A 12766-nucleotide genomic window follows, 5' to 3' on the forward strand; every position below is an offset into this window, starting at 1 on the left:
TCTTTAAGAATACTTTATTCCGTAATCTTAATAAGTGTAAAATGTCAGTTGCTTCAAATTGAGTAGTTATAGTTATGCAAGCCCCAGTAAGTAAGAACAAAATCGACGACATCACCAAGAGCTTGTATAGCGAGGCTGATAAGCAGAAAAACGCCAACTTTAAACGTAAGTTTGTCGAGCGCAGCTTAATGCTATTAGCTTTGATAGGTTCGATAGCTGTGGTGATCTTGTATCAAGATGTTTTTGCTCGCATGCAGGCTGCGTCAACACCTAAGAGTATGATTTACGGCACTTGGGTGGAGCAGAATGTTGCACATTACGCCACCGATGAGTTCGTATTGAATGAGCGAGGTGTGACGGTAGCTGGCTCTGTGATTGCGACTGATTTTAGCTTTGATGGAAACTATTTTGAGTATCGCTCTGCAGGGAAGACTTTTCGCTTCAAGATGGTTAACTCGGACAATACCGAGATGAGGCTCGATTCTGATGCATACTACAATCCTGTCTTTCGCCTAAAAGGTTATAACGACCATTCCGTTCGTTAGGTTATCTTACTGTAAACTCTTACAAACTTAGATTGTGTTATTCAGCCGTTTTTGTCATCCTCGTTTCATAGAAATTTTAGGATGATTCTTGTGATTAAAAAATGGCTCCCTCTGGTTTCGGCCTCTGTACTATTCGGCTGTGCACAACCGACAGACCGTGCTCAACAGTATCTTGATGATGAATTTCCTCGTACCTTAAATAAGGTTGAGCAAATCGAAACCAACACCCCTAGAGACTACACTGCTTTCTCTGAACAAGCTGAGATGGTGGTTTCTAAATCTCCCTCGATGGCAAAAATCTATCAGCCACTTTATCAACAGTTAAACGAGTGGGCCCTGCAGAGTGGCAATCCACAAGATCTTGCGAATTATGGTGTGCAGGCTGCGCAACTGGGGGGAGGAGATAAGCAAGGTAATGTTCTATTTACTGGCTATTTCTCACCTGTTATGGAACTCCGTCACGAGCCCAACGAAGAGTATCGATACCCTGTCTATGCACTACCTAACTGCGGCGAAGAGTGCCCGACGCGTGCAGAAATCTACGATGGTGCACTAGATGGGTTAGGGCTAGAACTTGGCTATGCCGCGAATCGTATCGATCCTTTCATGATGGAAGTGCAGGGCAGTGGTTTTGTGCACTTTGGCGATGATGATACCCTCGAGTACTTTGCCTATGCAGGTAAAAATAACAAAGCGTATGTCAGTATCGGACGGGTGCTGATTGAGCGTGGTTTGGTGCCTCGTGAAAAGATGTCTCTTAAAGCCATTAAAGAGTGGGTGATGGAAAATGATCCAGAAGTCGTAAAAGAGCTTCTAGAGCAGAACCCTTCTTTTGTTTTCTTCCAAGCGAATGAAGACTTGTCGGTGATGGGTAGTGCTGGTATTCCATTGCTACCAATGGCTGCAGTTGCTGGTGATCGTTCTATCCTGCCTATGGGTACGCCTATCTTAGCCGAAGTTCCACTGCTTAATGCAGACGGCACCTGGAGTGGAGCTCATCAACTTCGTTTATTGCTGGTGCTAGACACTGGCGGTGCGGTGAAGCAGAACCACCTAGACCTCTATCATGGTATGGGGGCTAGAGCAGGTACGGAAGCGGGACATTACAAGCACTTTGGTCGCGTTTGGAAACTTGGCTTAAACGGCAGTGCAACTGAAGCGCCATGGGCGTTGCCACCTGAAAAGGCAGAGTAAGGTCGCCCGTTGAACTACATCGGCTAATCCCCTAGACTTTTTATTCAAGAGTGCGTATAAAACGCACTCTTTCTTTTTCTAATGTAATAAATTGGCGGCAACAATGCGTGAATTGACCACACCAGCTTCTGAAAATTATGACCAACGATTTGGCGGAACTCGTCGCCTGTATGGCAATAGCGAAGTTGAAATCTTAAGAGCGGCACACGTGTGTGTGGTTGGTATCGGTGGTGTTGGTTCATGGGCTGTTGAAGCCTTGGCTCGTACTGGTGTTGGTGAGCTAACCTTGATCGATATGGATGATGTATGTGTGACTAACATTAACCGTCAGATCCATGCGATGACAGGTACGGTTGGTCAAAGCAAGATTGAAGTGATGGCTGAGCGTGTTAAGTTGATCAACCCTGAGTGTAAAGTAAATCTAATTGATGACTTTATTGGTCCCGACAATCAAGCTGAATACATTACTATAGATTTCGACTACGTCTTGGATGCGATTGATAGCATGAAAGCAAAAGCCTCTCTGCTGGCGTACTGTCGAAGCAATAAGATTAAGGTGATCACAACCGGCGGTGCTGGTGGTCAAGTTGACCCAACTCAGATTCAAGTTGCTGATTTAACAAAGACGATTCAAGATCCACTAGCGAAGAAGCTGAAAGATACATTGCGTCGTCATCATAATTTCCCGAAGAACCCTGCACGCAAGTTTGGTATTGAGTGTGTATTCTCAACTGAACAGCTGAAATACCCACAAGCTGACGGCAGTGTATGCGCAGCAAAAGCGACAGCTGAAGGCCCTAAACGTATGGATTGTGCGACGGGGTTTGGCGCTGCGACTGTGGTAACTGCAACCTTTGGCTTTGTTGCAGTATCGCGCATCGTTGAAAAGTTAATTCAGAAGTACAAGAAGTAGGAGCGACAGATGCATTCATTTCCTGACTCTCCTTTTGGTGCAACGATCACCAGTGATGATATTGTCGAGAAAATGGCAACGTTTCATGGCTGGGAAGATCGCTATCGCCAAGTGATTCAGTGGGGAAAAAAACTTCCTCAAATGCCTGAAGAGTTGAAAAGCGAGCAAGTGACTGTGGCTGGCTGCGAGAGCCAAGTGTGGTTGGTGGCTCAGCAAGACGGGGATGTTTGGCATTTCTGTGCAGATTCTGATGCGCGTATTGTTCGTGGATTGATTGCTCTTGTGATGGCAGCTTTTGATGGCAAAACGTCACAGCAGATCCAAGCATTCGATATCGATGATTATTTCGAGAAAATTGGTCTTATCGCTCACCTAAGCCCTTCACGTGGCAATGGTCTAAAAGCGATTGTTGAGCAGATTAAGCAGCTTGCTTCGTAGTTGAATAGTAACGAAAAGGGTTGGCCATCTAAGCCAACCCTTTCTATATTTTACTCGCTTACTCGCTTACTCGCTAAAGCATATCCACCGCTTTTTCTATCGCAGCGATTAGCCTCTCAACATCCGCAATATCATTATAAATACCAAACGAAATTCGCACCGTGCCTTTAATTCCCAATGCATCCATTAATGGGTGAGCACAGTGGTGCCCCGCACGAACCGCAATGCCCTGTTGATCGAGCAGAGTCGCGATGTCCTGATGATGCACGCCATCCATAATAAATGTGACCACACTAGAGTTAGGTTGGTAACCAATCACTTTGATGTCATCCAATTTCGACAGAGCTTGGTAGGTCATATCGACCAGTTGATGGATATGTTTCTCGACTTGTTGCTGTTCGAATTGACTTAGCCATTGAATAGCAGCGTCTAATGCAATCGCACCTGCTACATTAGGTGTTCCAGCTTCAAACTTTCCGGGTAATGCAGAGTAGGTCGTGCCCTCAAAAGAAACACGCTCAACCATCTTTCCTCCGCCATGCCAAGGCGGCATCGACTCTAGTAATTCTAGTTTGCCATAAAGCACACCGATCCCTGCTGGTGCATAAAGCTTGTGTCCTGAGAATACGTAGAAATCAGCGTTAAGCTCAGTCACATTGACAGGCTCATGAACAATCCCTTGCGCACCATCGACAACCACGATCGCACCGACTGAGTGTGCTTTTGTTATTACCTCTTCGATAGGCTGGCGCGTACCCGTTACATTAGTGACTTGTGCCAGTGCGACAATTTTAGTTTTGTCATTCAACAGAGAATCAAAAGCAGCAACATCAAATTGGCACTCTCTGGTCATTGGTACCTTAATTACCTTTGCACCAGTTTGCTCAGCGACGATCTGCCACGGAACAATGTTAGCGTGGTGTTCAAGTTCGCTAACTAGAATTTCATCTCCCGGTTTTAAAGAGCTTCGAGCGTAGGTTTGGGCAATTAAGTTAAGAGCTTCAGTCGCGCCGCGAGTCCAGATGATCTCTTTGCTTGAAGCTGCTCCAATAAACTGAGCAACATTATCTCGCGCGGCCTCAAATTGGCTGGTGGCTTTGGCTGTAAGGCTATGGCTTCCACGATGAACATTGGCATTCTGCTTAGAGTAGTAGTCACTAATCGCATCGATCACCACTTGAGGTTTCTGGGTCGTCGCAGCACTGTCTAAGTAGATCAGAGGCTGTTGATTAACCTGTTGGGTGAGCGCAGGAAATTGATTGCGAATGTGTTGGATGTCTAGCATCTAAGATTACCTAAGAGTTGAGTTTGGATAGGGCGCTGAACTTAGCGCCTCTATTTATTGTATCGTGAGTTGCTTGATCGTGGGGGCAAAATATATCTGTCTATTTATGCCAAAGCACTTCTTGTTGTTTTACTCGGTCAAAGAGCGCTTGATTGCCTGGCGTTGCGATACCGTGCTTACGAGCTGTATTGAGTAAGTGACCAGTAATAAAGTCGATCTCAGTTTTTCGCTGATAGAACATATCCTGCTTCATCGATGAGTTGTTAGCCGCAGTAGCTTGGATAACTTGTTGAACGATTGAGCTGAGTGATTCGATAGAGGTTGGTAGATTCTCTGCTGTCATCACTTCAACGACTTCAGCAACGATGTCATTGACTACGGCTTGATACTTCTCTTCAGCAAGTTGACCATTTTTAACCTGTTCAAGACCAGTTAAAGGGTTAATCGCGCAATTTACCGCAAGTTTGTTCCACAACGCTTGATGGATATTGCTGTTCCAAACAACGTCGGGTAGGGCGTGATTGAGTACATCAACCAAGAAGGCACATTGGTTGCCGTTACTGTTGTAGCCACCAAGTTGGGTATTGCCCAGTCCAGTATGATGCACCTGAGTTGGTGAACTTTTATAAGCGGCTTGAGTTGTAGTAGCGAGAACTACCGGGAATGGTTCAATATGTGAAGCGATGTTATCTACTGCGCCCATACCGTTATGCATGAACAGAAGAATGGTATCTTTATCTATATGAGGAATAATCGGCAGTATTGCAGATTCCACCTGCCAAGCTTTTACCGTAATTAAGATAAGATCACTATCGGCAAGCTTCGTTTGATTATTATTGTCGAATCGAACTTCAGCTTGGTCATCGAGTGATATTAGGTAGTCGGTTTGAGTAGAGCGGCTCCACACTGATACGTTATGACCAGCTTGATGAAGTTTAATTGCCCAAAGTGAGCCAACGGCTCCCGGGCCGACAACAGTAATATTCACAATACGACCTAGTTTTATCAGATAGGTGCTCAGGATAGCGTTGCAGAATATGAAAGCAATAAAAAATGGCACCCGAGGGTGCCATTTCATTCAATCTTTAATTCAACTTATATTAGAAGTTGTATTGTAGACGGTAGATAATTAGATCTTGGTAATCTTCACGTGCTAGTTTGTTAACTGTGTAACGGTATAGAACACCAGTTGACCAGTTTTCGTGGAAGTTCCAAAGTGCGTTGATGCTACCGTTTAGACCCCAGTCACCACCTTGTACCGCAGAGTACTCATCGTTACGAGCGAATTCGTATTCACCCCAAGTTGAGAATGTGAAGTTTTGACCTGCAATGTCAGTGTTGTAGAAACCAACCCAACCTAGCATACCACCGTTAGAGCCACTGATATCGCCAGAGTTGATTTGGTGTGCACCGATGAATGGAGTAAATGCCCAACCGTCACCACCAAGGCCTGTGTAACCAAGACCTAGAACACGGTTTTGTTCATGGAAGCCAGCATCCGTGTCAGTGTTGTACACTTGTGCGTAAAGGCTAACTTTAGTGTCCATTAGGTTGTAGTGGATAGTACCTTTAGTTGAAGCACCGCGGTCATCACCTGAGCGATCAACACCTTCGTAGTCGTAGAAACCGTAGATTTGACCCCAGTCAAATCCAGCACCACCTTCGATACCGATAACCGCTTGGTTACGATCTGAGATGTCACCACCGAAGTTATCGTTGTCGTTGCCGAAGCCTTGGTCCCAAACTTGGTAGTCAGCGTACATGCTACCGAAACCGTATAAGTATTCTGCTTGAGCTGGGATAGCTGTCGCAGCTGCAATTACGCCAAGAGCTAAAAGTGATTTACGCATAAGGGAACTCTCTCTGTTAAAAATAAATAACTCGCTAATCCATGCGTGTTAGTGATGTCCGAATGGCGAGCATGATAGCGATTTTGCTCTCAATTAAAAGTGAGAATGGATGCAAACTGGAAATAAAATGGTGACTTTGGTCACACAAATGATCTAAATAAGGGAACTTTGAGAGTGCAATGCAACCTGATGCTGTCAATTTTTTATTGATTTAGCGATTGCTGCATATTTTATAGATAAATTGAATAATTGATGTACGAAGCAAACGTTTTTGCAGTATCTGGTGATCTAAATCTTGTTATCAACATAAATGGTATAAAATGAATTGACACTACATTTTTAGTCCTAAACAAGCTTACATTGCAATATAAGTAATACAAATAAGTTGAGCTGCAAATAAAAAGAGAGCCAATAGGCCCTCTTCTATCACTATGAGTTTAATTACTACTATTTTTGTTGGCGTGCTTCTTCAAGTAAGCGAGCGAAGAAGTGTCGAAGAGAGTAAAGCATTAATAGGCTTGGTATCACCATTAGCGCGGTAATAATAAAGAATAGCGACCAATCATTAAGGTAATCGACAAGCTCACCACTAAAGGAGGCTAACGTCGTGCGTCCGAAATTACCGAGTGACGCTAAGAGTGCGTATTGCGTAGCCGAGAATGCTTGCCCAGTTAACAAGGTTAAAAATGAAACAAACGCAACTGTCGAGAAGGCCGTTGTAAAGTTATCGACAATAATAGTCGCGAGGAATAGGGTTTCACTAGGCCCTGTTTTAGCAATCCATGCAAACATCAGGTTACTGCCCGCCATCGCAATACCGCCGATCATGAGTCCTCGCACAATACCAAACTTCACGTTGAAGACACTGCCCAGTAATGTGAAGAATATGGTCGCGCCCCAGCCAATCAGTTTCGAGTAGTGACCGATCTGTTCGTTGCTAAAGCCTATCTCTTTATAGAAGGTGATAGACATACGGCCCAAGAAGGCTTCACCAATCTTAAACAAGAACACAAATAACAGTAGAGTAATTGCCACCTGCACGCCATTGCGTTTGAAGAAGTCATAAAATGGTTCAATCACAGTTACGGTAAACCAAGCGACAATTTTCGAATCGACCACTTTATTGTGACGTTGTTGAGCTTGCTCTTGCAGCCGTTCACGTTCTGTTTTCGGTTCTCCAACCAGTAATGTGAATAACATTAAGACTACCACTACGCCAGCCATACCGTAATAGACACCATTCCATCCAATTGCGTCAGCGTTAATAAATGCGAGATAACCTGGCAAGGAATAACCTGTCCACCAACCAACGACCGCCATTGCAGAGGCTTGCGGCAGTTTCGATGCTTCAGATTTAGGGAAGGTGTCGATACGAAACGCATCGATGGCGATATCTTGAGTTGCAGACGCAATCGCAATACCCAGAGCCAACATTGAAGTAAACATTAGGTCGTTGGCAGGGTTGACACCAGCTATGAACAGGGTGGCAATTAAGACGATGGTTTGACAGAAAAATATCCAGCTGCGTCGCTGTCCAAGTATTGCATGAAGCACTGGCAGTTTGACGCGATCTACTAGTGGTGCCCACAAGAAATTGATGGCGTAGACCGCGAATACACTACCGAAATAACCAATTGCAGCGCGAGTTAATCCGGCGTCTTTCAGCCAACCTGACATATTTGAGCCGATTAATACCCAAGGAAAACCGCTGGAACAACCCAACATAAACACCCAGAGTAGACGCTTATCTAAATAGCTACGGAAGGTTTGCATCCATGAAAGAGAAGAAGAGCCTGATAACATAGGGCGTCCTTGTATAGAAAAACGCCCTTAATGAGCTAAGGGCGTGAGAGGAGGTTATTTGATGACTTTAACGGCTGTAATCACGATTGGGTCGACTGGGATATCAGACATGCGGCCCACGCGTTTAGTTGGGATGGTAGCCATTTTCTGAACTACATCGAAGCCTTCTGTCACTTCTCCGAATACCGCATAGCCTGGATTACCAGCACCAGCATTTAGGAAGGTGTTGTCAGAATAGTTAATGAAAAACTGACGAGTTGCAGAGTGTGGCGCGTTGGTACGTGCCATCGCTATCGTCGCGGTTTTATTCTGTAGACCATTGCTGCCTTCATTTTTGATTGGCGCATAAGTAGGTAGACGGTTCATCTCTTCATCAAAACCACCACCTTGAGCCATGAAACCTGGGATCACGCGGTGGAATTGGCTGCCGACATAGCTGCCATCTTCTACGTACTTCAGAAAGTTTTCTGAGCTGATTGGCGCTTGCTCTTCATTAAGCTCGATCGTGAAATTACCCAGCGTGGTTTCAACAGCCACTTTTGGACCTGCCCAAACACTTGCACTTAGCATAGCTAGGGTAATAGAAGTTAGAATACGACCCATTAGAAACGCTCCTTCATGTAAGTTTGCAGTTCTTGGTCGTTAGCGATTTCGGTCAGGACTAGATTGATAACATCGTTTAGAACCAGCGCAATGTCTTCGTTTGAAGCGCTTAATGCACCAGTGCGAACTGCGGTACCATTAAAGGTTTTTACTAGCTTGCCTTCTGGTGTTTCAGCCGTCACTTCAAGTGTCACCTTACCATCCATCTGGTTTTCCATGATGGTGTGTTTAACGGTAACTAAGGCTTCTTGGATTTCAAGAACAACTGAGTTTTCGCTATTTACGCTTGCTCGGAAGCCCTTTGATTCTAGCTGTTGAGCTAATACGTTCTCTAGAGAGATACGCATGTTCTGCTTAGCATGAATAGGTTGAATGTTGGAACGGCCGCTATCCACGAGTGCGACGTATTGTGCCGCACGTACATCTTTGCTGCTTAGAGTGTACGTTTTGCCTTGTACTAGGTTGCTATTACTGAGAGAAGCTTCTGGAGCTAGGTTGATCTGCTCTTGTTGAGGCGCTGAACACGCCGTCAATGCCATAATAGAAGCTGCTAAAATCAGTTTTTTCATTCCTATATCCTTTCTAATTCCACACGAGACGCACGGCACTTTTCCCGTACGCGCAATACCACAGCTACTTATTAAAGTTAGCGGGCTCTCTTGTTGCTTGTAATATCTCAAATTTTTGGTTCAATTCAAGCGTTTCGACGTTCGCCTTGCCAAATAATCTCGCTAACTTTACATCGTATCCGAGGTGTCGGTTGCCAATAACAATTAATTTGCCCCCGTTGCTAAGAACATGCTTTGCATCACAAAACATCTGCCATGCGATATGATCTGTGATCGCTTGCTGTTGATGGAAAGGAGGGTTACACAGAACCAAGTAGGTACTGTTCTTCTTGAATCCATCTAAACAGTTATTGGCGATGAACTGGAAATTGCCTTCGTCCCCGATGTTGTCATGGATGTTCTGCTTAGCAGATTCTACAGCCATAAAGCTTTCGTCAACACAGGTAATGCGAGCCTGTGGGTTCAGTTGCGCTGCTTTAACACTTAATACTCCGTTGCCACAACCTAGGTCGATGATATGACGAAGCTCAGGATCTTGCGGGATGTGCTCAAGCATATAGCGAGCGCCCTGATCGAGTGCTTCCCCTGAGTAAACGTTTGGTAAATTTTTCAGGCGGATATCTTCCCCATCAACGTCCCATTCAACGAATGGCTCAACCTTGTGAATAGGCTGACAGTTAGGTGATGAGAATACCAAGCGGTGTTTTTTCTTCGCCAAAGAGGTTTTGGTTTCGCCGAGGTATTTTTCAAATAGGTTGAGGGTAGAAGTGTGAATCTCTTTCACTTTATTGACACCAATCACTTGGCATCCTTCAGGAAGAGCCTGACGCAATTGACCTAGCTGCCACACTAAATGTCGATTGGTTTTTGGTAGCTGCATCAATACTAGATCAACGCCAACTGGGATGTCGTCCATGGTATTGAGAAACTGGACGCGATTACATTGGTTGCGTTGCAGGTTTTTAAGTGCGCCGCGATGAGAGATGTAAGAGTCGCTCATCATCGTTACGTCATGATCTTGTGAGAACCAAGCGGATAGTGCACCGAAATGATCATTGAGAATCAGGATGTGCTTTCCAGGTCCTAGGTTCATCTCTTCGACATGGTTGATAATGTATTCATCACCAGCATCCCACGCCTGTAGGGTTTCACTAGAACGTTTAGGGAAACGATGTAGAGTCAGGGTTCTGTCGTGTAGGGTAAGTTCGGTTTTCATTACTTAGATACTTATGTGAGAAATAACCGCGACATTCTCTCAAAAGCAGACTAAACAAGATAGAAAAAACTCTACATTCCCAAGAGTGTCATGTATTAAAGAGCCAGACAGTCTCCCGCTTTGGGTTTATACTGTTTTGATAGTGAATAATAAGAGTCCGATAAAGGAATCATGATGATCCAAGAAGTCATTGAAACGAAACTGCATAATGAGTTTGAGCCAACACATCTCAACGTCGTGAATGAAAGCTACATGCACAATGTTCCAGCAGGTTCTGAAAGCCATTTTAAGGTGGTCGTAGTGAGTGATGCGTTTGAAGGACTGCGTTTGATTGCACGCCATCGCGCGGTTAACCAAGTGCTCTCTGAAGAATTAGCGAATCATATCCATGCGCTCTCCATTCATACTTATACAAAAGATGAATGGCAGAAGCAGTTTGATAGCGTGCCAGACAGCCCTATGTGTATGGGCGGCAGCAAGTCGTAAAGTAGACAGATAAACAAAGGGTGGCATTGGCCGCCTTTTTTATCGCCAAATCTATCGGTTTTTCGTTGTTATATTGACCAAGTTGATGTCACCTTGAACGATTAAAAATACCCATAATTAGTAATGTTTTTATTAACAGTGTTTCAACATAATCGGAAAAATATTAGTTTGTGACAGAGTGTTAATCTCTTGTTTAAAACGCTATTAAAATGCCTTTTTATCTGTGCGGCTCGTCAAAATTATTCATATTTGAGAGTCCATATGCTTCAATTCTCACCAAATATAGCCCTTATTCAAGTTATTGGTCATGGCATCAAGACGTCAAAAAATGCTAGAATACGGCACCTGATAAATCTCACCTCATTTTTGTGATGAGTTTATTAAGATAATGTTGCGATTTTGGTGCCTTATTTTTACCAAAACCGGACACTCTAATGTCGTGTCTAAGGGCGCATAAAAACCGTCCTGAATTTACGCAATTAAAAGAATCTTTTTCCCGATAAAGTAGTGCAAGTGCGTATGATTACAATAAAGAAGGGCTTGGATCTTCCTATTGCAGGAACTCCATCCCAGGTGATTAATGATGGTAAGTCCATCACTAAAGTCGCCTTGCTTGGCGAAGAGTACGTTGGTATGCGTCCTACGATGCATGCTCGCGTTGGTGATGAAGTGAAGAAAGGCCAAGTTCTTTTTGCAGATAAAAAGAACCCGGGTGTTGTATTTACTTCTCCAGCAAGCGGTAAAGTTATTGAAGTGAACCGTGGTGCTAAGCGTGTTCTTCAATCAGTAGTGATTGAAGTAGCAGGCAATGAGCAAATCACGTTCAATAACTATGAAGCTAACCAACTAGCAGGTCTAGACCGTGATACGGTTAAGACTCAGCTTGTTGAGTCTGGCGCATGGACCGCTCTGCGTACTCGTCCGTTCAGCAAGGTTCCAGCTGTTGATTCTGAAACTCAGGCTATTTTCGTAACTGCTATGGATACGAACCCTCTAGCTGCTGAGCCAGAATTGATCATTAACGAGCAGTCTGATGCTTTCGTTGCTGGTTTAGATATTCTTTCAACTCTAACGAGCGGCAAGGTTTACGTTTGTAAAAAAGGCACAAGCCTACCTCGTTCGTCTCAGTCTAATGTTGAAGAACATGTTTTCGATGGCCCACACCCTGCAGGTCTTGCAGGTACGCATATGCATTACCTATATCCGGTAAATGCACAAAACGTAGCGTGGAGCATTAACTATCAAGACGTTATCGCGTTCGGTAAACTTTTCCTAACGGGTGAAATTTACACAGATCGCGTTGTTTCTCTGGCTGGTCCAGTAGTAAACAACCCACGTCTAGTTCGTACTCAACTTGGTGCTAGCCTTGATGAGCTTACGGACAGCGAGTTGATGCCAGGTGAAGTTCGTGTGATCTCAGGTTCAGTACTAACTGGTACTCAAGCAACAGGTCCTCACGCTTACCTTGGTCGTTACCATCAGCAAGTTTCTGTTCTACGTGAAGGTCGTGATAAAGAGCTATTCGGCTGGGCTATGCCTGGTAAGAACAAGTTCTCTGTTACTCGTTCATTCCTTGGTCACCTGTTCAAAGGTCAGTTGTTCAACATGACAACAACAACGAACGGTAGTGATCGCTCAATGGTTCCAATTGGTAACTACGAGCGCGTAATGCCTCTAGATATGGAACCTACTCTGCTGCTTCGTGATCTATGTGCAGGCGACGTTGATAGTGCTCAAGCTCTAGGTGCGCTAGAGCTAGATGAAGAAGATGTAGCATTGTGTACCTTTGTATGTCCAGGTAAGTACGAGTACGGTCAACTACTTCGTGAATGCCTAGATACGATTGAGAAGGAAGGGTAATTTT

The 12766-nt window shown here is 44.4% G+C and carries 13 protein-coding genes; 6 read left to right on the forward strand and 7 right to left on the reverse strand.

Annotated elements, in window-relative coordinates; all coding sequences use genetic code 11:
- Positions 1-74: 74 nt before the first annotated feature.
- The 4 genes from FIV04_RS03400 to csdE all read left to right on the forward strand — a co-directional run bounded on the left by FIV04_RS03400 (position 75) and on the right by csdE (position 3090).
- Positions 75-545, forward strand: a complete 471-nt coding sequence (locus FIV04_RS03400; protein WP_150871254.1) for a DUF2850 domain-containing protein — start codon at positions 75-77, stop codon at positions 543-545.
- Positions 546-626: 81 nt separating this feature from the next.
- Positions 627-1739 (forward strand): murein transglycosylase A, encoded by a 1113-nt coding sequence (gene mltA / locus FIV04_RS03405; RefSeq protein WP_172974220.1) that lies wholly within the window; start codon positions 627-629, stop codon positions 1737-1739.
- A gap of 103 nt (positions 1740-1842) precedes the next feature.
- Complete coding sequence (tcdA, locus tag FIV04_RS03410; protein WP_152468272.1) at positions 1843-2652, forward strand: tRNA cyclic N6-threonylcarbamoyladenosine(37) synthase TcdA; 810 nt, start codon at positions 1843-1845, stop codon at positions 2650-2652.
- 9 nt (positions 2653-2661) lie between these two features.
- Entirely contained in the window at positions 2662-3090 is a 429-nt protein-coding gene (gene csdE, locus FIV04_RS03415; RefSeq protein WP_152468273.1) for a cysteine desulfurase sulfur acceptor subunit CsdE, read from the forward strand.
- Between the two features lie 73 nt (positions 3091-3163).
- Here the strand turns inward: csdE and csdA are convergent, their stop codons facing one another.
- The 7 genes from csdA to FIV04_RS03450 all read right to left on the reverse strand — a co-directional run bounded on the left by csdA (position 3164) and on the right by FIV04_RS03450 (position 10416).
- A complete protein-coding gene (gene csdA / locus FIV04_RS03420) occupies positions 3164-4375 on the reverse strand; it encodes a cysteine desulfurase CsdA (protein ID WP_152468274.1) in 1212 nt (403 codons plus the stop codon).
- A 100-nt stretch (positions 4376-4475) separates the two neighbouring features.
- Entirely contained in the window at positions 4476-5363 is an 888-nt protein-coding gene (gene panE / locus FIV04_RS03425; protein WP_152468275.1) for a 2-dehydropantoate 2-reductase, read from the reverse strand.
- Between the two features lie 112 nt (positions 5364-5475).
- On the reverse strand, positions 5476-6225 hold the full coding sequence (locus FIV04_RS03430) for an outer membrane protein OmpK (protein ID WP_152468276.1): 750 nt from the start codon (positions 6223-6225) through the stop codon (positions 5476-5478).
- 447 nt (positions 6226-6672) lie between these two features.
- A complete protein-coding gene (locus FIV04_RS03435) occupies positions 6673-8028 on the reverse strand; it encodes an MFS transporter (protein ID WP_152468277.1) in 1356 nt (451 codons plus the stop codon).
- Between the two features lie 54 nt (positions 8029-8082).
- Complete coding sequence (locus tag FIV04_RS03440; protein ID WP_150871279.1) at positions 8083-8631, reverse strand: peptidylprolyl isomerase; 549 nt, start codon at positions 8629-8631, stop codon at positions 8083-8085.
- Positions 8631-9200 (reverse strand): YajG family lipoprotein, encoded by a 570-nt coding sequence (locus FIV04_RS03445; protein WP_152468278.1) that lies wholly within the window; start codon positions 9198-9200, stop codon positions 8631-8633. The genes FIV04_RS03440 and FIV04_RS03445 overlap by 1 nt, the downstream gene beginning before the upstream one ends.
- Positions 9201-9264: 64 nt before the next feature.
- Entirely contained in the window at positions 9265-10416 is a 1152-nt protein-coding gene (locus FIV04_RS03450; protein WP_152468279.1) for a methyltransferase, read from the reverse strand.
- A gap of 174 nt (positions 10417-10590) precedes the next feature.
- Between FIV04_RS03450 and bolA the strand changes: the two genes are divergently transcribed.
- Positions 10591-10902 (forward strand): transcriptional regulator BolA, encoded by a 312-nt coding sequence (gene bolA, locus FIV04_RS03455; protein ID WP_032551419.1) that lies wholly within the window; start codon positions 10591-10593, stop codon positions 10900-10902.
- A gap of 519 nt (positions 10903-11421) precedes the next feature.
- Positions 11422-12762, forward strand: a complete 1341-nt coding sequence (locus tag FIV04_RS03460) for a Na(+)-translocating NADH-quinone reductase subunit A (RefSeq protein ID WP_032551420.1) — start codon at positions 11422-11424, stop codon at positions 12760-12762.
- The last annotated feature ends 4 nt before the right edge of the window (positions 12763-12766 follow it).

The sequence above is a fragment of the Vibrio sp. THAF190c genome, from assembly GCF_009363355.1.
In the GTDB taxonomy this organism is placed as follows: Bacteria; Pseudomonadota; Gammaproteobacteria; order Enterobacterales; family Vibrionaceae; genus Vibrio; species Vibrio fortis_A.

Excerpts from the sequence above, each read along its gene's own strand:
- FIV04_RS03400 (WP_150871254.1), top strand. The coding sequence starts at position 75 with ATGCAAGCCCCAGTAAGTAAGAACAAAATCGACGACATCACCAAGAGC.
- mltA (WP_172974220.1), top strand. The coding sequence starts at position 627 with ATGATTCTTGTGATTAAAAAATGGCTCCCTCTGGTTTCGGCCTCTGTA.
- tcdA (WP_152468272.1), top strand. The coding sequence starts at position 1,843 with ATGCGTGAATTGACCACACCAGCTTCTGAAAATTATGACCAACGATTT.
- csdE (WP_152468273.1), top strand. The coding sequence starts at position 2,662 with ATGCATTCATTTCCTGACTCTCCTTTTGGTGCAACGATCACCAGTGAT.
- csdA (WP_152468274.1), bottom strand. The coding sequence starts at position 4,375 with ATGCTAGACATCCAACACATTCGCAATCAATTTCCTGCGCTCACCCAA.
- FIV04_RS03430 (WP_152468276.1), bottom strand. The coding sequence starts at position 6,225 with ATGCGTAAATCACTTTTAGCTCTTGGCGTAATTGCAGCTGCGACAGCT.
- FIV04_RS03435 (WP_152468277.1), bottom strand. The coding sequence starts at position 8,028 with ATGTTATCAGGCTCTTCTTCTCTTTCATGGATGCAAACCTTCCGTAGC.
- FIV04_RS03440 (WP_150871279.1), bottom strand. The coding sequence starts at position 8,631 with ATGGGTCGTATTCTAACTTCTATTACCCTAGCTATGCTAAGTGCAAGT.
- FIV04_RS03445 (WP_152468278.1), bottom strand. The coding sequence starts at position 9,200 with ATGAAAAAACTGATTTTAGCAGCTTCTATTATGGCATTGACGGCGTGT.
- FIV04_RS03450 (WP_152468279.1), bottom strand. The coding sequence starts at position 10,416 with ATGAAAACCGAACTTACCCTACACGACAGAACCCTGACTCTACATCGT.
- bolA (WP_032551419.1), top strand. The coding sequence starts at position 10,591 with ATGATCCAAGAAGTCATTGAAACGAAACTGCATAATGAGTTTGAGCCA.
- FIV04_RS03460 (WP_032551420.1), top strand. The coding sequence starts at position 11,422 with ATGATTACAATAAAGAAGGGCTTGGATCTTCCTATTGCAGGAACTCCA.